Source organism: Halomonas sp. DN3 (assembly GCF_024137905.1).
Lineage (GTDB): Bacteria > Pseudomonadota > Gammaproteobacteria > Pseudomonadales > Halomonadaceae > Halomonas > Halomonas litopenaei.
On record NZ_CP099965.1, the window covers coordinates 1,737,850 to 1,755,802 of the forward strand.

At 65.1% G+C, this 17,953-nt stretch carries 18 protein-coding genes and 1 other RNA gene; 15 read left to right on the top strand and 4 right to left on the bottom strand.

What is annotated here, in order from left to right:
* The first annotated feature begins 209 nt into the window (after positions 1-209).
* The 8 genes from zapE (at position 210) to NKF27_RS07755 (ending at position 6,833) form a co-directional block, all read left to right on the top strand.
* Positions 210-1,376, top strand: a complete 1,167-nt coding sequence (zapE, locus tag NKF27_RS07720; RefSeq protein WP_253555961.1) for a cell division protein ZapE — start codon at positions 210-212, stop codon at positions 1,374-1,376.
* Between the two features lie 221 nt (positions 1,377-1,597).
* Positions 1,598-2,026 (top strand): 50S ribosomal protein L13, encoded by a 429-nt coding sequence (gene rplM, locus NKF27_RS07725; protein WP_045993422.1) that lies wholly within the window; start codon positions 1,598-1,600, stop codon positions 2,024-2,026.
* A 13-nt stretch (positions 2,027-2,039) separates the two neighbouring features.
* Positions 2,040-2,429 carry a 30S ribosomal protein S9 gene (gene rpsI / locus NKF27_RS07730; protein ID WP_045993363.1) on the top strand — a complete coding sequence of 130 codons (390 nt, stop codon included), beginning with the start codon at positions 2,040-2,042 and terminating at the stop codon, positions 2,427-2,429.
* A 373-nt stretch (positions 2,430-2,802) separates the two neighbouring features.
* Positions 2,803-3,402, top strand: a complete 600-nt coding sequence (gene petA, locus NKF27_RS07735) for a ubiquinol-cytochrome c reductase iron-sulfur subunit (RefSeq protein WP_045993364.1) — start codon at positions 2,803-2,805, stop codon at positions 3,400-3,402.
* The gene (locus NKF27_RS07740; protein WP_253555962.1) at positions 3,402-4,661 is read left to right on the top strand and encodes a cytochrome bc complex cytochrome b subunit; all 1,260 of its coding nucleotides are present in this window, start codon (positions 3,402-3,404) and stop codon (positions 4,659-4,661) included. Before petA ends, NKF27_RS07740 begins: the two co-directional genes overlap by 1 nt.
* Positions 4,661-5,431 (top strand): cytochrome c1, encoded by a 771-nt coding sequence (locus NKF27_RS07745; RefSeq protein WP_045993366.1) that lies wholly within the window; start codon positions 4,661-4,663, stop codon positions 5,429-5,431. Before NKF27_RS07740 ends, NKF27_RS07745 begins: the two co-directional genes overlap by 1 nt.
* Positions 5,432-5,608: 177 nt before the next feature.
* On the top strand, positions 5,609-6,235 hold the full coding sequence (sspA, locus tag NKF27_RS07750; RefSeq protein WP_045993367.1) for a stringent starvation protein SspA: 627 nt from the start codon (positions 5,609-5,611) through the stop codon (positions 6,233-6,235).
* Between the two features lie 91 nt (positions 6,236-6,326).
* Entirely contained in the window at positions 6,327-6,833 is a 507-nt protein-coding gene (locus NKF27_RS07755) for a ClpXP protease specificity-enhancing factor (protein ID WP_253555963.1), read from the top strand.
* Between the two features lie 187 nt (positions 6,834-7,020).
* On the opposite strand, the gene NKF27_RS07760 is transcribed toward NKF27_RS07755, so the two are convergent.
* From NKF27_RS07760 to NKF27_RS07775, 4 genes are read right to left on the bottom strand one after another with little or no spacing between them, the layout of a single operon-like run.
* Positions 7,021-7,611, bottom strand: coding sequence for a BON domain-containing protein (locus tag NKF27_RS07760; protein ID WP_253555965.1), 591 nt, complete (start codon positions 7,609-7,611; stop codon positions 7,021-7,023).
* Between the two features lies 1 nt (position 7,612).
* Positions 7,613-8,206: a phosphoheptose isomerase gene (locus NKF27_RS07765; RefSeq protein ID WP_045993370.1), complete on the bottom strand. Its 594-nt coding sequence runs from the start codon at positions 8,204-8,206 to the stop codon at positions 7,613-7,615.
* Positions 8,207-8,249: 43 nt separating this feature from the next.
* A complete protein-coding gene (locus NKF27_RS07770; RefSeq protein ID WP_045993371.1) occupies positions 8,250-8,624 on the bottom strand; it encodes a YraN family protein in 375 nt (124 codons plus the stop codon).
* A complete protein-coding gene (locus tag NKF27_RS07775) occupies positions 8,611-10,365 on the bottom strand; it encodes a penicillin-binding protein activator (RefSeq protein ID WP_253555967.1) in 1,755 nt (584 codons plus the stop codon). Before NKF27_RS07775 ends, NKF27_RS07770 begins: the two co-directional genes overlap by 14 nt.
* Before the next feature lie 46 nt (positions 10,366-10,411).
* Between NKF27_RS07775 and rsmI the strand changes: the two genes are divergently transcribed.
* The 7 genes from rsmI to murF all read left to right on the top strand — a co-directional run bounded on the left by rsmI (position 10,412) and on the right by murF (position 17,949).
* The gene (rsmI, locus tag NKF27_RS07780) at positions 10,412-11,266 is read left to right on the top strand and encodes a 16S rRNA (cytidine(1402)-2'-O)-methyltransferase (RefSeq protein WP_253555969.1); all 855 of its coding nucleotides are present in this window, start codon (positions 10,412-10,414) and stop codon (positions 11,264-11,266) included.
* A 264-nt stretch (positions 11,267-11,530) separates the two neighbouring features.
* Positions 11,531-11,882, top strand: an RNA gene (gene rnpB, locus NKF27_RS07785) — RNase P RNA component class A.
* Positions 11,883-12,024: 142 nt separating this feature from the next.
* Positions 12,025-12,981: a 16S rRNA (cytosine(1402)-N(4))-methyltransferase RsmH gene (gene rsmH, locus NKF27_RS07790; RefSeq protein WP_253555971.1), complete on the top strand. Its 957-nt coding sequence runs from the start codon at positions 12,025-12,027 to the stop codon at positions 12,979-12,981.
* A gap of 9 nt (positions 12,982-12,990) precedes the next feature.
* Positions 12,991-13,314 carry a cell division protein FtsL gene (gene ftsL / locus NKF27_RS07795; protein WP_052704393.1) on the top strand — a complete coding sequence of 108 codons (324 nt, stop codon included), beginning with the start codon at positions 12,991-12,993 and terminating at the stop codon, positions 13,312-13,314.
* The gene (locus NKF27_RS07800) at positions 13,311-15,035 is read left to right on the top strand and encodes a penicillin-binding protein 2 (RefSeq protein WP_253555972.1); all 1,725 of its coding nucleotides are present in this window, start codon (positions 13,311-13,313) and stop codon (positions 15,033-15,035) included. The genes ftsL and NKF27_RS07800 overlap by 4 nt, the downstream gene beginning before the upstream one ends.
* Before the next feature lie 23 nt (positions 15,036-15,058).
* A complete protein-coding gene (locus NKF27_RS07805; RefSeq protein WP_253555974.1) occupies positions 15,059-16,567 on the top strand; it encodes a UDP-N-acetylmuramoyl-L-alanyl-D-glutamate--2,6-diaminopimelate ligase in 1,509 nt (502 codons plus the stop codon).
* The gene (gene murF / locus NKF27_RS07810) at positions 16,564-17,949 is read left to right on the top strand and encodes a UDP-N-acetylmuramoyl-tripeptide--D-alanyl-D-alanine ligase (RefSeq protein ID WP_253555976.1); all 1,386 of its coding nucleotides are present in this window, start codon (positions 16,564-16,566) and stop codon (positions 17,947-17,949) included. Before NKF27_RS07805 ends, murF begins: the two co-directional genes overlap by 4 nt.
* The last annotated feature ends 4 nt before the right edge of the window (positions 17,950-17,953 follow it).

Here is a 17,953-nt window from a genome sequence, read left to right on the forward strand (position 1 = left end):
CTCCCTGAGCTCTTTCGGACGACCCGCGGCCGCCGCCGGCCTGGCCGACGGCCCATTATAGAGGCGTTGGCTCATAAAGGGTCAATGGCCTGGGGCCTCCCTTGTCGTGCTGGCGTGATGCGCTGTTGCCGGTCGCGGCCTGGGACCTGCCATTCCTGTGTGGTCTGCGTATAATGCGGCTCCGAACTTGTTGACAGTCAGGACGCTACATGAGCTCTTCCCCGTCGAGCAGTGGTCGGCCAGAAACTCCGCTGGAACGCTACCGGCGCGACCTCCAACGTGATGATTTCACGGAGGATGCCGCCCAGGCCAATGCCGTGGCGCATCTGCAGCGACTGTATGACGAGCTGGTGGCAGCGCCCAGGGCCAAGGCGCCGGCGGCGGCGCGTGACGGCTGGGCGTCGAAGGTGAAGGGCCTGTTCGGGCGCAAGGAGGAAGAGCAGGAGCCGGCGCTGCCAGCCATCTCCGGGCTCTATTTCTGGGGCGGCGTCGGTCGTGGCAAGACCTACCTGGTCGACACCTTCTACGAAGCGCTGCCGTTTCCCCAGAAGATGCGCACCCATTTCCATCGCTTCATGCAGCGTGTCCACAACGAGCTGGATCACTGCAAGGGCGAGAAGAACCCGCTCCGGCTGATCGCCGGCAAGTTTGCCGAGGAGGCGAGGGTGATCTGTTTTGACGAATTCTTCGTCAAGGACATCACCGATGCCATGATTCTGGCCAATCTGCTCGAGGCGTTGTTCGAGCGCGGTGTGGTGCTGGTCGCCACCTCCAACATCGTGCCGGACGATCTGTACAAGGATGGCCTGCAGCGCTCTCGCTTTCTGCCGGCCATCGATCTGCTCAAGCGCCACTGTGAGGTGGTCAACGTCGATTCCGGCGTCGACTATCGACTGCGGGCGCTGGAGCGCGCCGAGATCTTCCATTCGCCGCTGGACGAGGCGGCGGATCAGGAGCTCGAGCGCAGTTTTCGCGAGATCGCCGGTCAGGCGGGGGAAGAGCAGGTGCCGGTGGAGATCAACCATCGCATCCTCAAGGCGCGTCGACTGCACGAGGACGTGGTCTGGTTCGACTTTCTCGAGCTGTGCGACGGGCCGCGCAGTCAGAACGACTACATCGAGCTGGCTCGCGAGTTCCACACGGTCCTGGTGTCCTGTGTGCGGCGCATGGACGCCGCCACCGATGATCAGGCCAGGCGCTTCATCAACATGGTCGACGAGTTCTACGACCGTGGCGTCAAGCTGTTGATGTCCGCCGAAGCGCCGGCAGAGGCGCTGTACCAGGGTGGCAAGCTGGAGTTCGAGTTCGAGCGCACTCTGTCCAGGCTTCAGGAGATGCAGTCCCGGGAGTACCTGGCGCTGCCCCACAAGCCTTGAACCGACGGTGATTGCGTGTGTCCGAGGGGGTGACGGCACGCTTTCGCTCATGTAGAATGCGCGCTCGCTCGACCGTTGTGGCGGCATCGTCCGGATTTCCGGGTGCCGCGCAACCAAGAAAAATAGGGATGATCTCTTCGCGGCGTGGTCTCGCTGAACACCTGTCGGGTGTCCAGAACACGACGAAAGGGATCCAACACATCGAATTGGTGATTTCATCCATGAAGACGTTCAGTGCTAAGCCGCAGTCCGTCCAGCGCGACTGGTATGTCGTCGATGCCGCGGACAAGACGCTCGGTCGTCTGGCTACCGAAATTGCTCGCCGCCTGCGTGGCAAGCACAAGCCGGAATACACTCCTCACGTTGATACCGGCGACTACATCGTCGTGATCAATGCCGAGAAGGTTAAGGTCACCGGCAACAAGGCCAGCGACAAGATGTACCATCGTCACACCGGTTACCCGGGTGGCCTGCGTTCCATGACCTTCAGCCAGCTGATCGACCACGCTCCCGAGCGTGTCATCGAAGGTGCCGTCAAGGGCATGCTGCCGAAGGGTCCGCTGGGCCGTGCCATGCACGCCAAGCTCAAGGTCTACGCCGGTTCCGAACATCCGCACGCTGCCCAGCAGCCGCAAGAACTGAACATCTGAGGGGATCTTCGCCATGACACAGCAGTATTACGGTACCGGGCGCCGCAAGACCTCAACCGCGCGCGTCTTCCTCAAGCCGGGCACCGGCAAGATCACCGTCAACAGCCGTGACCTGAACGAATACTTCGGTCGCGTGACTGGCCGCATGGTGGTTCGCCAGCCGCTGGAACTGACCGAGACCCTCGGCCAGTTCGACGTCTATGTCACCGTCAAGGGTGGCGGCGGCAGCGCCCAGGCCGGCGCCATTCGTCACGGTATCACCCGTGCCCTGATGCAGTACAACGAGGACTTCCGTCAGCCGCTGCGTGCTGCCGGCTACGTCACTCGTGACGCACGTGAAGTCGAGCGTAAGAAGGTCGGTCTGCGCAAGGCGCGTCGTCGCCCGCAGTTCTCCAAGCGTTAATCACCCACGCTTGCCGATCAACAACGCCCGGGCCATTGGCCCGGGCGTTGTCGTGTCCGGGGTTCGAAAAATTGTGTGCTGTAGTGCTCTGATGGTGGGGATCATCGGGTCGCCTGGCGGCGCCTGTTTCCCTCGTTAATCTGTCATCGTCTATGCCTTTTGAGCCGCCCTGTCCCTCAAGGCGAACAGGCACAGTGGTATAAAGTTGTTCCACGTCAATTGTCTGGGGCTTGCGCAGGGGGTCTGGGTCAGCCGGCTTCTTGTGCCGGTGGGGGGGATTTCCTAACATACAATCCACTTGTATCCGTGGTCACGGACATTCAAGGGGCCGTGAAAACAACAACGGATAAAGTCTGATGGGAGAAACCAGATCATGGCAGACAACGGCGTGAACAAAGGGCGACGCCGTTTCCTCGTAGGGGCGACCTCCGTAGTTGGAGCAGTCGGCGCCGTCGGGGTAGCGGTACCCTTTGTGGCTTCCTGGCAGCCTAGTGCCAGGGCTCGGGCGGCGGGTGCGCCCGTTCAGGCGGATATTTCGAAGCTCGAACCCGGGCAGCGAATGACCGTCGAGTGGCGGGGCCGTCCTGTATGGGTCATCAATCGCACGCCGGAGATGATCGAACGTACCGAGGCGTTGACCGACGAGGTGCTGGCAGACCCGGATTCCGCCAAGCCGATGCAGCCGGACTATGCCGGCGGTTCGCTGCGCTCCATTCGGCCCGAGATCGGTGTGCTGGTCGGCATCTGTACGCATCTGGGCTGTTCACCGCTGTTCAAGCCCGAGCCCAACGCCGAAGGCGTCGGTGTCGATGACTGGCCCGGTGGCTTCTTCTGCCCGTGCCATGGTTCGCGCTTCGACCTGGCGGGCAGGGTGTTTCGCAATGTGCCCGCTCCGGTGAACCTGGAAGTTCCACCCTACTACTTTGTCAACGAGTCGGTCATCGTGGTCGGCGAAGACGGGGAGGGCGCATAATGGCGAATCCCAACAAGGCCAAGGCCGAACGCGGTTTCATGCGCTGGGTCGATGATCGCTTCCCCGCCACCCAGATGTGGCAGGAGCATCTGTCCGAGTACTACGCGCCCAAGAACTTCAACTTCTGGTACTTCTTCGGCTCCCTGGCGCTGCTGGTGCTGGTCAATCAGATCCTCACCGGTGTCTGGCTGACCATGAGCTTCAACCCCAGCGCGGAGGGTGCCTTCGCCTCCGTCGAGTACATCATGCGTGATGTCGAGTACGGCTGGCTGATCCGCTACATGCACTCCACCGGCGCCTCGGCGTTCTTCCTGGTGGTCTACCTGCACATGTTCCGCGGACTGCTCTACGGTTCCTACAAGGCCCCGCGTGAGCTGGTGTGGATCTTCGGCATGGCGATCTACCTGGCGCTGATGGCCGAGGCCTTCATGGGTTACCTGCTGCCCTGGGGGCAGATGTCCTACTGGGGCGCCCAGGTCATCATCTCGCTGTTTTCCGCCATCCCCGGCATCGGTCCCGACCTGGCCCAGTGGGTGCGTGGTGACTACCTGATCTCCGGAATCACGCTGAACCGCTTCTTTGCTCTGCACGTGGTGGCGCTGCCCATCGTGATCCTGGCGCTGGTGGTGTTGCATATCATCGCCCTGCACGAGGTGGGGTCCAACAATCCCGACGGCATCGATATCAAGGCCAAGAAGGACGAGACCGGCAAGCCGCTGGACGGCATTCCCTTCCATCCCTACTACACGGTGAAGGATATCGTCGGGGTGGCGGTGTTCCTGTTCGTGTTCTGCGCGGTGATCTTCTACTTCCCCGAAGGCGGCGGATACTTCCTCGAGAAGCCCAACTTCGAGCCGGCCAACCCGCTGAAGACGCCGGACCATATCGCCCCGGTGTGGTACTTCACGCCCTTCTACGCGATCCTGCGCGCCATCACCTTCTCGCTGTTCGGTCTGGACGCCAAGTTCCTCGGGGTCATCTTCATGGGGGCGGCCATCGCGGTGCTGTTCGTGCTGCCCTGGCTCGATCGTTCTCCGGTGCGCTCCATGCGCTACAAGGGCTGGATCTCCAAGGTCATGCTGGTGCTGTTCGCGATCAGCTTTGTCATCCTCGGGGTGCTCGGGGTGCTGCCGCCGACCGGCGCCAGGACGCTGCTGGCCCAGGTCTGCACCGTGATCTACTTCGCCTTCTTCGTGTTGATGCCCATCTATACGCGGCTGGAGAAGACCAAACCCGTTCCTGAAAGGGTGACTGGCTAATGAAAAAGCAACTGTTCGCACTGCTCTTCGCGCTGGTCCCGCTTTGCTCCTTCGCCGCGGGCGGCGAGGGGGTGCACCTGCGCAGCATGTCGCCGGATCTGGAGAACCAGGCCTCGCTGCAGAACGGGATGAAGCTCTACGTCAACTACTGCATGGGCTGTCATTCCCTGGAGTATCAGCGTTTCTCCCGCGCTGCCGAGGATCTGGGCATGCCCCAGGATCTGGTCGAGGACAACCTGATCTTCTCGCCGGAGCTGGGGTACAACGACCAGATGCACAAGGCGATGAGCGCCGAGGATGCCGAGGTATGGTTCGGCAAGGCGCCGCCGGATCTGACCCTGGAGGCCAGGCTGCGTGGCACCGACTGGATCTACAGCTATCTGCTGAGCTTCTATCGTGACAGCGAGCGCGCCACCGGGGTCAACAATGTGGTGTTCCCGGCGGTGGGCATGCCCAACGTGCTCGAGCCGCTGCAGGGGGTGCAGGAAAAGGTCTGTGCAGCCTCCGACCATGCGGTCGGTGACGCCGAACTCGATCCGCTGACCGGCAAGTACCAGTCCTGCGAGACCCTGCAGGTGACGTCGCCGGGCAGCATGGAGCCCAAGGAGTTCGAGCAGGCGGTGTATGACCTGACCAACTTCCTGGCCTATGTGGGCGAGCCGTCCAAGCTGCATGCCCAGGCGCTGGGGCCGAAGGTGCTGATCTTCATCCTGCTGTTTGGCATCATCGCCTACTTCCTCAAGCGCGAGTACTGGCGAGACATTCACTGACCGATAGGTCCACCATGGCGGGCGCGGGGTCGATGACCACGCGCCCGTTGCCTTTTCTGGTATTATCCTTGCGCCCGGGCGGACCCGCTGCGGGTGCAAAGATGTGCCCCTGATGCCCCCCCGAGAAGGGGGTTGTCGTGTTATCATCCCGGCTTGAACTGATGCGAGGATTGTTTCATGGGTGTAGTGGCCAAGCGGTCGTCGATGATCTTCTACTCCGGTGGCGAGGACCATTTCAGCCATCGTGTACGGATCGTGCTGGCTGAGAAGGGCGTGGCCGTGGATATTGTCGAGGTGACCGACGACAAGCATCCCGAGGAGTTGGCGGACCTGAACCCTTACAACAGCGTCCCCACGCTGTTGGATCGTGACCTGGTGCTCTACGAGTCCAAGGTCATGATGGAGTATCTGGACGAGCGTTTCCCGCACCCGCCGCTGCTGCCGGTCTATCCTGTCGCGCGGGCCCAGAGCCGACTGTGGATGCATCGTATCGAGCGCGAGTGGTGCCCGATGGTCGATCGCATCCTGTCCGGCAGCAAGAAGGAAGCCGACAAGGCGCGCAAGGAGCTGCGTGAGAGCCTCATCGGTATTTCGCCGATCTTCGAGGACATGCCCTTTTTCATGAGCGAGGAGTTCACCCTGGTGGACTGCTGCCTTGCCCCGATCCTGTGGCGTCTCCCTGCGCTCAATATCGAGCTGCCCGAGAAGCAGGTGCGTCCGCTGATGGGCTACATGGAGCGCGTGTTCGCCCGTGATGGCTTCCGTGCCGCGCTGTCCGAGGCCGAGCGCGAAATTCGTCCCTGATGTTTTGCTTGAACGGAATGCCTGAGCCGTGTGTGTCCGGTCGCCACCGGAGTCGCCCGAGTTCCCATTCGCCAACCAAGAGGGCCATATCATGAAGTCGAGCCGTCCCTACCTGGCCAGGGCGCTGTACGAGTGGCTGCTGGACAATGAATTGACGCCGTACATCGTCGTCGATGCGGAGTACGAGAACGTCGAGGTGCCCAGGCAGTTCGTGCAGAACGGCCAGATCGTGCTGAACCTCGGTCCAACCGCCGTGCGTGATCTGGACATGGGCAACGACGTGATTCGTTTCTCGGCGCGCTTCAGTGGCAAGTCGGAGTTGCTGTTTGTACCGCTGCCTGCGCTGATTGCCCTTTACGCCCGCGAGAACGGCGTCGGCATGGTCTTTGGTCACGAGCCCGAGCTTCCTGTCGAAGAGGCCAACGACGTCGATGCCCCGGCTCTGGAGAGCGTCAAGGATTCGACAGAGGATGAGGCTCCTGCCGTTTCCGATGAGGACGCAGGCAGTGAGTCCGATGGCGGCGATGGCGTGGATGAAGGTGTCGAGAGGTCCAAGCCGCCTCGCAAGGGGCGTCCGTCCCTCCGGGTGATCAAGTAACCTCGCCGGGCATCTCGCTCGCAGGGTGGTCGGCGGCGAGGTGTCGCCGGCTCGATCTCCTTGAAAAGCGCGACCTCTTCAAGAACGTGATCTCATGAAAAAGCGGCGAGCCTGTGGGCTCGCCGCTTTTTTGTGCATCTGTTGCGCTTGAGGGGCGTGCCGTCTCGCGAGGGCACGCCTGACGCCATCAGTCGATGTAGTCGAACACCTTGACGATACGCTCCATGCCGCCGGCGTTGGACACCACATTGACCGCACGGTCGGCCTCGGCGTGTGTCACCAGGCCCATCAGATAGACGGTAGCGTTCTCGGTAACCACGGTGATGCGGCCGGAGTCGACCTGATCGCTGGTGGCGAGGGCGGTACGCGCCTTGGTGTCCAGCCAGGCGTCGTTGAGGCGCTGACTGGTGGGCAGGTTGGCCGCCACACTGAGTTCATTGTGGACCCGACGAACGTTGCGCACCTCGCTGACGATCTCTTCGGCGCGCTGCTTGAGTTCTTCGCTGGGCACCTGGCCGGTCAGCAGTACCACGCCGTTGTAGCTGTCGACGTTGATCCTGGCGTCCTTCAGGCGTGCATCGACACGGCCCAGATTGTGGGCGGCCTTGGTCTCGATGCTCTCGTCCTCGACGGTCGCGCCCAGGGTGCGCTCGCCGTAATCCTCGTCGATGGTGCCGGGGTTGGTCACCGAGGTTACGGTGGTGCAGCCGGCCAGCAGGGCGGACAGCAGCAGGGCGGTCATCAGGGGGCGTGTCGAACGGGAATCGCGTTGCGTCATGTTATTCACTCGCACCAAAGAGTTGTTCGTCGATAAGGTCGCAAAGGCAGTGGATCACCAGCAGGTGAACCTCCTGAATACGGGCCGTGGAGGTAGCCGGCACCCGGATCTCGCAATCGTCCTGTCCCAGCAGGGAGGCCATGTTGCCGCCGTCCCGCCCAGTCAGGGCCACCACCGTCATGTCACGGTCATGAGCGGCCTGGATGGCCTGGATGACATTGGCCGAGTTGCCGCTGGTGGAAATCGCCAGCAGCACGTCGCCAGGCTGGCCCAGAGCACGCACCTGCTTGGAGAACACCTCGTTGTAGCTGTAATCGTTGGCGATGGAGGTCAACGTCGAGGTGTCGGTGGTCAGGGCCAGGGCCGGCAGACTGGGGCGCTCGCGCTCGAAGCGATTGAGCAGTTCGGAGGAGAAGTGCTGGCTGTCGCCGGCGCTGCCGCCGTTGCCACAGGCGAGAATCTTGCCGTCGGTGACCAGGCTCTGGACCATCATCTGGCTCGCGACCTCGATGAACGGTGGAAGCACTTCGCTGGCGTAGGTCTTGGTGTCGATACTGTCGTTGAACTGTCCGAGAATTCGGCTCTGGAAATCCATGCTGCCTTCCTGGTCCATGGGGGCTCGCCGGGAGCCCGCTGTGTCAGTTTGCTTCGAATGCACCGGCGATCCACTGGATGTCGAGGCTCGGTGACGAGCCGGTAACGGCCAGGACATCGAAGCGGCAAGGACATGATAGCCCGTTGCGGTGGAGATAAAAACGCGCCGCCCGGATCAGGCGGCGTTGTTTGGTGATGGTGATTGTTTCTGCAGGATGGCCGTGGCGGATGCTGCGGCGGTGGCGCACCTCGACGAACACCAGGGTCTCGCCGTCGCGCATCACCAGATCGATCTCGCCTCCCTTGGCGCGCTGGTTGCGCGAGATCGCTATCAGTCCACGCTGGCACAGCCAGGCCTCGGCGTGACGCTCGATGGCCTGGCCGCGGGCGACGGCGTCTATGGCGTCAGGGCGCCGCATCACCGAGGCCGTCACTGAACACGGGAGCCGGCACGCCGCTGCTGAACTGCGCCCATGGCAGTTCGCGGTAGATGCGGCCATCGCCGGCGGCGCTCAGGGTGCCGGTAGCGCCCTGCATGCGTGAACCCGGCAGGGCCTGGATCTGTGGCATGCGGCGTGCCAGTTCGTAGGCGTCGACGCCCATCGCCATCAGGCGGAAGATGGCTGGCTTGTCCTCGGCCTTGAGCTCTCGATAGGTGTCGTAGAACGGGAGAGCCTCGGCACCGCCCACGGCGGCGTCGGGAATGTTCCAGGGGATATCGGGGAACTGCACGCCGTCGAGGTCACGGTCCAGGCGCGACTGAGGGGTGCCTTCGTAGAGGTGTGAGGTGGCGTACACCGGCAGATCGGAGGCCGAATAGTATTCCAGTGTCGGTGGCACCTGGCGGGCGAAGTCCGGCAGGGCCAGCAGGAACAGCATGTCCGGACGCGGGTTGCTGATGGCGCGGCGGGTGCTGTCGGTGGCCGAGGCGCCGGGGTTGTAGCGCACCGCCGTGGCGATATCGCCGCCCAGTTCGCTCCAGGTGTTCCAGAAGGCCTCGCCGACCCGCTGACCCCAGTCGTTGTCGGGTACCAGCATGGAGGCGCTGCGGTGGCCGTCCTGCCAGCCGCGGCGGGCCGCCTGGCGGGCTTCGTCTTCTGCCGACAGGCCGTACTCGTAGAGGTTCTTGGTCTGGTTGGAGGCGGACTGGCCGTAGTTCAGCGCCAGGGTCGGCAGGGGCACCTCGGCGCGGCTTTCGAGACGAGTCACGTCGCTCTTGTCCAGCGGGCCGATGACCACCTGGGCGCCGCTGCTCTGGGCCTGCTGATAGAGTTCGTCGAGGTTGCCGTTGGAGGCGTCGAAGAAGCTGAGCTGGGCCCCGTTTCCGCCGCCGTTGACCACATTGGCCTGGTGGCTGCGAATTCCTTTTTCGATGGCGTCGGCGACGCCGGAAAGCGGGCCCGACTCGGGTAGCAGCACCGCGATGCTCTGCACGCTCTTGCCACGCAGTTCGCGCAACTGGGTGATCTGGGTAGGCAGGCGACGGTTGGCGGGGTGGTCCGGATTGGCCACGCGCCAGTCATCGAGGCGAGCGAATAGCCTCTGGATGTCACCGCCGCTCTGGTTGACCAGGCGGGTCAGCTCGAGCCAGCCGGTGACGATGGCGTTGTCGGGCTCTTCAAGTGCCTCGAGCTGGCGGCCGTTGAGTGCGCTCAACTGGTCCCAGATGGCGTCGTTGATGTCCTCGCGGCCGGTGGCGCTCTGCACCTGCATCAGCAGGCGAGCCGACTCGAGAGGTTCGCCCAGCTGGCCCAGCGCCAGCCCCTGGCGCAGGCGCAGCAGATTGGCTTCATCGTTGGGCAGCTGCATCTCGTCGAGCACGCTGGCGGCTCTGACTACCGCCTGGGGATCGCCCTCGCTGTCCCCCAGTTCGGACAGCAGCAGTGCCCACTGACGCCGGCTGTCGCCGGAGAGCTGGCTGTCGTCCAGGCTGTTGAGGACTTCCAGTGCCTGGGGGCGGCGTCCGGAGCGTGCTAGGATGTCGGCCGCCCTCAGCCGGGTCTGCGCCGCTTCGGTGCCTTGTTGCTGGGCGGCTTGCGCCAGTAGTTGGTCCGGGTCGTCGTCCATGGCCCGCTGTACGATGCTCGGCGTGAAGCTGCAGCCGGCCAGCGTGATGGCCAGTACAGCGGCGGCCACGGGGCCGCGAGTCAAAGTCCTCATGAATCCTTCCTTGTCCGTGTTCCGGATGGCAGCCCAGGGAGCCAAGATGTCAGAAGCGAAAGCTGGTTCATTGTACGTGGTCGCCACGCCAATTGGGAATCTGGAAGATCTCAGTCCCCGCGCCGCCCAGGTGCTGGGCCAGGTGGCGTTGGTCGCGGCGGAGGATACCCGCCACAGTGGCCGCCTGATGCGTCATCTCGGTCTGTCGCCGGCGATGATTTCCGTGCACGACCATAACGAGGCGTCCCGAGTCGAGACGCTCAGGCAGCGGCTCGCCCAGGGCGACGACGTGGCGCTGATCAGTGATGCCGGGACTCCCTTGATCAGCGATCCCGGCTACGTCGTGGTGCGTGAGCTCAGGGCGGCGGGTTTTCGGGTGGTGCCGATCCCCGGTCCCTGCGCCCTGGTCACTGCGCTGTGTGCCGCCGGGCTGCCTACCGATCATTTCAGTTTTCATGGCTTCCTGCCGGCCAAGGGTGCGGGGCGGCGAGCGCGCATCGAGGCCTGGAGGAATTCGGCCGTTACCCAGGTCTGTTACGAGTCTCCTCATCGTATCCGCGACACCCTGGCCGATCTCGCCGCCCTACTGGGCGAGCGCAGAGTGGTGCTCGGGCGTGAGTTGACCAAGACCTTCGAGACCTTCCTCGACGGCAGCGCCGCGGAGCTGCTGACACTGATGGAGTCTGACCCTGATCAGGCACGTGGCGAATTCGTGGTGATGGTGGCCGGGGCCTCGGGGCCGGCACCGGACCAGCGAGCGGTGGATGATGAAGCGCTGCTGCGCGCGCTGCTGGCCGAAGGGGTGGGGGTCAAGCAGGCCGCGGCCGTGGCCGCGCGCGTGCTCGGCGGGCCGAAGAAGCAGTGGTACGCCCAGGCACAGGCGTTAAAGGACGCCGATTGAATCCAGCCGCTGGTGCACTGGAGGACGCCCTGTGATCGTCGCTGCAAGGCGGGGATTGAGGGCGTCGAGAGGGTGTCGAGAGGGCATCAGGAGCGATCGCCTGAAGAGGCTGGGGGTTGTCCCAGGCCCGCCACGGCAAGGCGGGGATTGAGGGCGTCGAGAGGGCATCAGGAGCGATCGCCTGAAGAGGCTGGGGGTTGTCCCAGGCCCGTCACGGCAAGGCGGGGATTGAGGGGGTGGCAGGGCACTGGTATGCTTGCCGCGGGAGTTGGCCAGACAGTCGCCGCCGCTTGATGCGGGGGAGGAAAGTCCGGGCTCCATAGGGCGGAGTGCCAGGTAACCCCTGGGCGGCGTGAGCCGACGGAAAGTGCAGCAGAGAGTAGACCGCCTACGTCTCCCTCGGGAGGCCGGCAAGGGTGAAAGGGTGCGGTAAGAGCGCACCGCGCGCCTGGCAACAGTGCGTGGCACGGTAAACCCCACTCGGAGCAAGACCAAATAGGAACCCGTTGGCGTGGCCCGCGCTGGGTTCGGGTAGGTTGCTTGAGGGTAGTGGTGACACTACTCCTAGAGGAATGACTGTCCTCGACAGAACCCGGCTTATCGGCCGACTCCCCATTTTTCTTGCGCGCTTGGGCCTGGCTCGAGCGGCGCGATCACGAGTTTGTGCGGCCAGGAGTCCAGTGGCGTGAGGGTTTTCCACCGCTGACGGCGCTGACGGCTGGCCGCGCGTAGGAACACCGCCGTCGAACGAGACCCGCATGCCGTCACCTTCCTCTGAATCCTCCGTGCGCGGCTTCGCTCATGAAAGCGTCCTGCTCGACGGTGCCGTCGACGCCCTGGTGCATGATCCCGCCGGCGTATATCTGGATGGCACCTTCGGACGCGGCGGTCATTCCCGCGCCATCCTTTCCCGCCTTGCACAAGACGGTGGCCTGCTGGCCCTTGATCGCGACCCCCAGGCGATCGCCGAGGCGGCCAGCATCGATGACCCACGCTTTACCATCGAACGTGCCGAGTTTGCGCGGCTGAGAGAGGTCGCCCGCGACCACGGCCTGGATGGCAAGCTGTCCGGTATCCTGCTCGACATTGGCGTGTCCTCCCCTCAGCTTGACGATCCCGATCGCGGTTTCAGCTTTCTGCGCGACGGCCCGCTGGACATGCGCATGGACCCGACCCAGGGCGAGAGCGCGGCCCAGTGGATTGCGCGGGTGGGCGAGGCCGAGATGGCGTCGGTGTTCAAGCGTTACGGCGAGGAGCGCTACGCTCGTCGGCTGGCGCGGGCCATCATCGCTCGGCGCCAGGAACGGCCTTTCACCCGCACGGCCGATCTTGCCGAGGTGGTCAAGGCCGCCCATCCCGCCTGGGAGAAGGGCAAGCATCCCGCCACTCGCGTGTTCCAGGCCATGCGTATCGAGATCAACGGTGAGCTCGATCAGCTCGATCAGGCGCTGGAAGCCGCGCTGGAGGCACTGGCGCCCGGGGGGCATCTGGTGGTGATCAGCTTCCACTCGCTGGAGGATCGACGGGTGAAGCGATTTATCCGCGATCACGTCAAGGGCGATACCCAGGTGCCCAGGGGTATACCGCTGCGCGACGATCAGATCGCGCGACGGCTGGAGTCACTGGGCAAGGCGATGAAGGCCAGCGCCGAAGAGGTCGAGGCCAATCCACGCTCCCGCAGCGCCGTCATGCGCATGGCGCGCAAGCGCTACTGAGGACCTTCCATGGCTCAAGGACGACTGGATATCAACGCCTTTGGCTGGCCGCTGCCGCGCACCATGTCGCCGCGCCTCTTGCTGGTGGTGGCGCTGCTGCTGGCATGCCTGGTGTCGGCGCTGGCGGTGATCAGCGTCAGTCACCAGACTCGCCAGCAGTATGCTCGGCTCCAGGAGCTGGAGCGTGAACAGCAGCAGTTGCAGACGGAGTGGGGGCAGTTGCTGCTGGAGGAGAGCGCCTGGTCGACGCCGTCGCGTGTCGAACGCCTGGCGGTGGAGCGTCTGGAGATGCGGCTGCCCGATATCCATGACATCGAGGTGATCACGCCATGACCGCGGAACTTCCCCGGGGCGTGACACCTCGCCGCCCGCCACCGATGGAACCGATGGGGCGGGCGCGCTACGTGGTGATGATGACGCTGATCCTGCTGGGCCTGGGTCTGCTGGCCGGGCGGATCGTCGATCTTCACGTCATCGATCGAAACTTTCTTCAGGTGCAGGGGGACGCCCGTACCCTCAGGACCGATCCGATCCCCGCCCACCGGGGCATGATCACCGATCGTCACGGCGAACCGCTGGCGATCTCGACCCCGGTGGTGACGCTGTGGGCCAACCCCCAGGACCTGCCCGCCGACGACATCCAGCGGTTACGCCTGGCCCAGGCGCTGGGCCAGGACCTCGATGCCCTCAACGAGCGCATCGCGCGTTACAGCGAACGTGAATTCATGTACCTGCGTCGGCGCATGACCCCGGCCCAGGCCGAGGAAGTGCTCAAGCTGCGGGTGCCTGGCGTCCACGCCCGGGAAGAGTACAAGCGCTACTATCCTGCCGGCGAGGTGACCGCCCAGTTGCTGGGGGTCACCAACGTCGATGACCAGGGCCAGGAAGGACTGGAGCTGGCCTATCAATCCTACCTGTCCGGTGAGCCCGGCAAGCGCCGCGTGCTCAAGGACCGCCGTGGACGTCTGGTGCGCGACCTGGAGGTGCTGCAGGAGGCAGAGCCAGGCGGCAACCTGACGCTGTCCATCGACCAGCGCCTGCAGTACATGGCCTACCGTGAGCTCAAGGCTGCCGTGGATGAGAACGACGCCGACGGCGGCGTACTGGTGATGATGGACGCGCGCAGCGGCGAGGTCCTGGCGATGGCCAACCAGCCCTCCTACAACCCCAACAACCGCGCCGGCCTGGACCCCCAGGGGCTGCGCAACCGGGCCATGGTCGACGTGTTCGAACCGGGCTCGGTGATGAAGCCGCTGGCCATGTCGGCGCTGCTCGAGACCGGTCGCTTTCCACGTGACACCGTGGTGGATACGTCGCCGGGCTGGATGCGAATCGACCGCTACACCATCCGCGACGTTTCCAACAATGGCGAGTTGACCCTGGCCGGGATCCTGCGCAAGTCCTCGAACATCGGCATGGCCAAGCTGACCCTGCAGCTCGACGACCCGGTGGTGCCAGATCGCTACCGCGCGCTGGGATTCGGCCAGGCTCCGGGCACCGGCTTCCCCGGAGAGGCCACCGGCAACATGCCGGCGCCGGCGGTGTGGTCGAGCAGCCAGTGGGCCGCGCTGTCCTACGGTTACGGTCTGTCGGTCACCGCCTTGCAGCTGGCCAGTGCCTATACCTCCATCGCCAATCATGGCGAACGCCTGCCGCCGTCGCTGCTGCGCCTCAACCGCGCCGCCCAGGGCGAGCCGGTCATCGACCCCGAGGTCGCCGACCGCGTCCTGGCCATGATGGATGAGGTGGTGGCACCAGGCACCGGCGCCCGACGCGCGCTGGTGCCCGGCTACAGTGTGGCCGGCAAGACCGGCACCGTGCGCAAGAGCGGCAGCGGTGGCTACGAGCAGAACGCCTACCGGTCGTTGTTTGTCGGGATTACCCCGGTCTCCGACCCACGCATCATCACCGTAGTAATGATCGACCATCCCCGGGGCGACGCCTACTACGGCGGCGCCATCGCTGCCCCGGTGTTCTCGCGGGTGGCGGGCAGTGCCCTGCGCATCCTCGACGTACCGCCGGATCGCCCCGAACAGGAGGGCGACAGCCCATGACGCAGAAGGCGACGGAATCCGCCATGACCTTATCCCTGGCGCGTCTTGACGACGTGCTGACCCAGTTCTGGAGCGAGCTTGCGCCGAACGCCGTGGTCGCCGGCGAGGTGGCGACCTGGCTCACTACCGACAGCCGCGAGGTGTCGCCCGGCGCGACCTTTGTCGCGATCCCCGGCGTCGCCGCCGATGGCCGCGACTACATCGACAAGGCACTGGAGGCCGGCGCCTGCCTGGTGCTGGCGGAAGGCCCGCAAGACGCCCCGCCGCGGGTCGATGGTCGCGTAATGTGGCTGCCCGGGCTGCGCGCCCGACTCGGCGAGCTCGCGCGCACCCTGTATCAGGTGCCTGATGGGCTCGAGCTGATCGGTGTCACCGGCACCAACGGCAAGAGCTCGGTGACCCACTATATTGCCGAGCTGTCCCGCGCGACGGGCAGCGACTGTGGCCTGATCGGTACCCTGGGTCACGGTCGCCCGGGTGCCTTGACCCAGGGCATGCTGACCACCCCCGAGCCACTGGCGCTGCAGCGCCAGTTGGGTGAGCTCGCCGACCAGGGCATCACTCGGGTAGCCATGGAAGTTTCCAGTCACGCCCTGGAGCAGGAGCGGGTGGCGGGCTGTCGCTTTACTGCCGCGGTGTTTACCAACCTGAGCCGCGACCACCTCGACTATCACGGCAGCATGATCGCCTACGCCGCCTCCAAGGCGAAGCTGTTCAAGCGCCCGGAGATCAGTCTGGCCGTGGTCAATGGCGACGATCCCCTGGCTCGACTGATGCTGGCGGGCATCGGCGAGGGCACCCGGGTGCTGGCCTGTGGTGAAGACGATGCCGTCTCGCTCAGGGTGCTGGATGTCGAGCCCGACGTCGGTGGGCAGCGTGCGCTGATCGCCACGCCGGAAGGCGAGAAGGTGGTGGTGCTGCCGCTGCTTGGTCGCTTCAATCTCGACAACGTCCTGCTGGCCATGGCCAGCCTCTACGGTCTGGGTGTCGGCATCGACGAGCTGGTTACTGCCGCCGCGACCCTGACGCCGGTGCCGGGACGGATGCAGGCGTTGACCCGGCCCGGGGCTCCCACCGTGGTGATCGACTACGCCCACACGCCGGATGCGCTGGACAACGCCCTGGCGGCGCTTCGCGCCCACCTGCCCGGACGCGGGGCGCTGTGGTGCCTGGTCGGCTGCGGCGGTGATCGCGACAGCGGCAAGCGCCCGCTGATGGCCCAGGCGGCCGCAGGCCAGGCCGATCGACTGGTGATCACCGACGACAACCCCAGAAGCGAGGACCCGGACGCCATTCGCCAGGCGATGCTCGCGGGGCTGGAGGGCCAGGCCCGCCAGCAGGCATGGAACATCGCCGGGCGCGGTGATGCCATCGCCCGTACCATCACCGAGGCGAGCGCCGATGACGTGATTCTGATCGCCGGCAAGGGGCACGAGGCCTACCAGGAGATTCAGGGCGTGCGCCACGACTTCTCCGACCTGGCCGAGGCCGAAGCCGCCCTGGACCAGCGTCGACAGGGGCGGGACCAATGAGCGCGCCAGGGCTCGCGTCGCTGGGGTCGGTGTGCCGGGCGCTGGGTGTCGATGAAGAGGGCCGCGGCCTTCAGGGAATTGCGAACTCGCCGATAGCCGCCATCGTCACCGACACCCGTCGGGTGGCGGCGGACACGCTGTTCGTGGCCTTGAAGGGCGAGCGCTTCGATGCCCATGACTTTATTGCCAAGGCCCGCGAAGGCGGTGCCGTGGCGGCGGTGGTCGAGCACCCGGTGGACGACCCCTTGCCCCAGTTGGTGGTGGGGGATACCCGCATGGCGCTGGGGCTGCTGGCCCGCGAGCGGCGCCGGGCCTGGGGCGGTCCGCTGGTGGCGGTGACCGGCAACAGTGGCAAGACCACGGTCAAGCAGATGCTGGCGACATTGCTGGCTCGTCAGGGCGAGACCCTCGCCACACACGGCAACCTCAACAACGATATCGGCGCGCCCTTGACGCTGCTGGCGCTTGCCTCGGATCACCAGAGAGCCGTGGTGGAACTCGGCGCCAATCACCTGGGCGAGATCGCCTGGACGGCAGCGCTGGCCGAGCCCCAGGTCGCCATCATCACCAATGTCACCGGGGCCCACGTCGGCGAGTTCGGTGGCATGGGGCGCATCGCCCAAGCCAAGGGGGAGATTCTCGGCGGACTCGGCCCCGAGGGCGTCGCCGTACTCAACCGTGACGACCGCTACTTCTCGCTGTGGCAGAGCCTGGCGTCGCCCCGTGAGGTGATCGATTTCGGACTGACGCCCGAGGCGCGCCTCCATGCCGGGGAACTGGTCTGCGATACGCTCGGGCGCTATGCTTTCACGCTGACTTTCGACGCTCAGGTGCTGGGGCGTGTCGAGCTGCCGCTGATGGGCCGTCACAACGTGTCCAATGCCCTGGCGGCTGCGGCAGGGGCGCTGGCCATGGGACTGCCCGCCGCCGACGTGGTGGCGGGGCTTGGCGAGGTGGTGCCGACGCCGGGACGCCTGACCGTGGAGGAGGGGTTACGCGGTGCGCGGCTGCTCGATGATACCTACAATGCCAACCCGGGGGCGATGAAGGCGGCCATCGACGCCCTGCTGGGACTGCCCGGCCCGCACTGGTGCCTGCTCGGCGCCATGGGAGAGCTGGGTGAAGCGTCTGCCGATCTGCACGCAGAGATCGGACGCTACGCGCGGGAACGCGGCATCACATTTCTCGGTACTCTGGGCGAGGCGGCCGAGACCGCCGCCCGAGCCTTCGGCGAAGGCGGGTACCATTTTTCTGATCAGGCGGCGATGGTCCGCCATGTGCGTCAACATCTGCCCGAGGCGGCCAGCGTGCTGGTCAAGGGCTCCCGCGCCGCGGGGATGGAAGGCGTCGTGGCGGCCTTGCGGCCGGATGTTTCAAGGTGAACCT

Excerpts from the sequence above, each read along its gene's own strand:
- zapE (WP_253555961.1), top strand. The coding sequence starts at position 210 with ATGAGCTCTTCCCCGTCGAGCAGTGGTCGGCCAGAAACTCCGCTGGAA.
- rplM (WP_045993422.1), top strand. The coding sequence starts at position 1,598 with ATGAAGACGTTCAGTGCTAAGCCGCAGTCCGTCCAGCGCGACTGGTAT.
- rpsI (WP_045993363.1), top strand. The coding sequence starts at position 2,040 with ATGACACAGCAGTATTACGGTACCGGGCGCCGCAAGACCTCAACCGCG.
- petA (WP_045993364.1), top strand. The coding sequence starts at position 2,803 with ATGGCAGACAACGGCGTGAACAAAGGGCGACGCCGTTTCCTCGTAGGG.
- NKF27_RS07740 (WP_253555962.1), top strand. The coding sequence starts at position 3,402 with ATGGCGAATCCCAACAAGGCCAAGGCCGAACGCGGTTTCATGCGCTGG.
- NKF27_RS07745 (WP_045993366.1), top strand. The coding sequence starts at position 4,661 with ATGAAAAAGCAACTGTTCGCACTGCTCTTCGCGCTGGTCCCGCTTTGC.
- sspA (WP_045993367.1), top strand. The coding sequence starts at position 5,609 with ATGGGTGTAGTGGCCAAGCGGTCGTCGATGATCTTCTACTCCGGTGGC.
- NKF27_RS07755 (WP_253555963.1), top strand. The coding sequence starts at position 6,327 with ATGAAGTCGAGCCGTCCCTACCTGGCCAGGGCGCTGTACGAGTGGCTG.
- NKF27_RS07760 (WP_253555965.1), bottom strand. The coding sequence starts at position 7,611 with ATGACGCAACGCGATTCCCGTTCGACACGCCCCCTGATGACCGCCCTG.
- NKF27_RS07765 (WP_045993370.1), bottom strand. The coding sequence starts at position 8,206 with ATGGATTTCCAGAGCCGAATTCTCGGACAGTTCAACGACAGTATCGAC.
- NKF27_RS07770 (WP_045993371.1), bottom strand. The coding sequence starts at position 8,624 with ATGCGGCGCCCTGACGCCATAGACGCCGTCGCCCGCGGCCAGGCCATC.
- NKF27_RS07775 (WP_253555967.1), bottom strand. The coding sequence starts at position 10,365 with ATGAGGACTTTGACTCGCGGCCCCGTGGCCGCCGCTGTACTGGCCATC.
- rsmI (WP_253555969.1), top strand. The coding sequence starts at position 10,412 with ATGTCAGAAGCGAAAGCTGGTTCATTGTACGTGGTCGCCACGCCAATT.
- rsmH (WP_253555971.1), top strand. The coding sequence starts at position 12,025 with ATGCCGTCACCTTCCTCTGAATCCTCCGTGCGCGGCTTCGCTCATGAA.
- ftsL (WP_052704393.1), top strand. The coding sequence starts at position 12,991 with ATGGCTCAAGGACGACTGGATATCAACGCCTTTGGCTGGCCGCTGCCG.
- NKF27_RS07800 (WP_253555972.1), top strand. The coding sequence starts at position 13,311 with ATGACCGCGGAACTTCCCCGGGGCGTGACACCTCGCCGCCCGCCACCG.
- NKF27_RS07805 (WP_253555974.1), top strand. The coding sequence starts at position 15,059 with ATGACCTTATCCCTGGCGCGTCTTGACGACGTGCTGACCCAGTTCTGG.
- murF (WP_253555976.1), top strand. The coding sequence starts at position 16,564 with ATGAGCGCGCCAGGGCTCGCGTCGCTGGGGTCGGTGTGCCGGGCGCTG.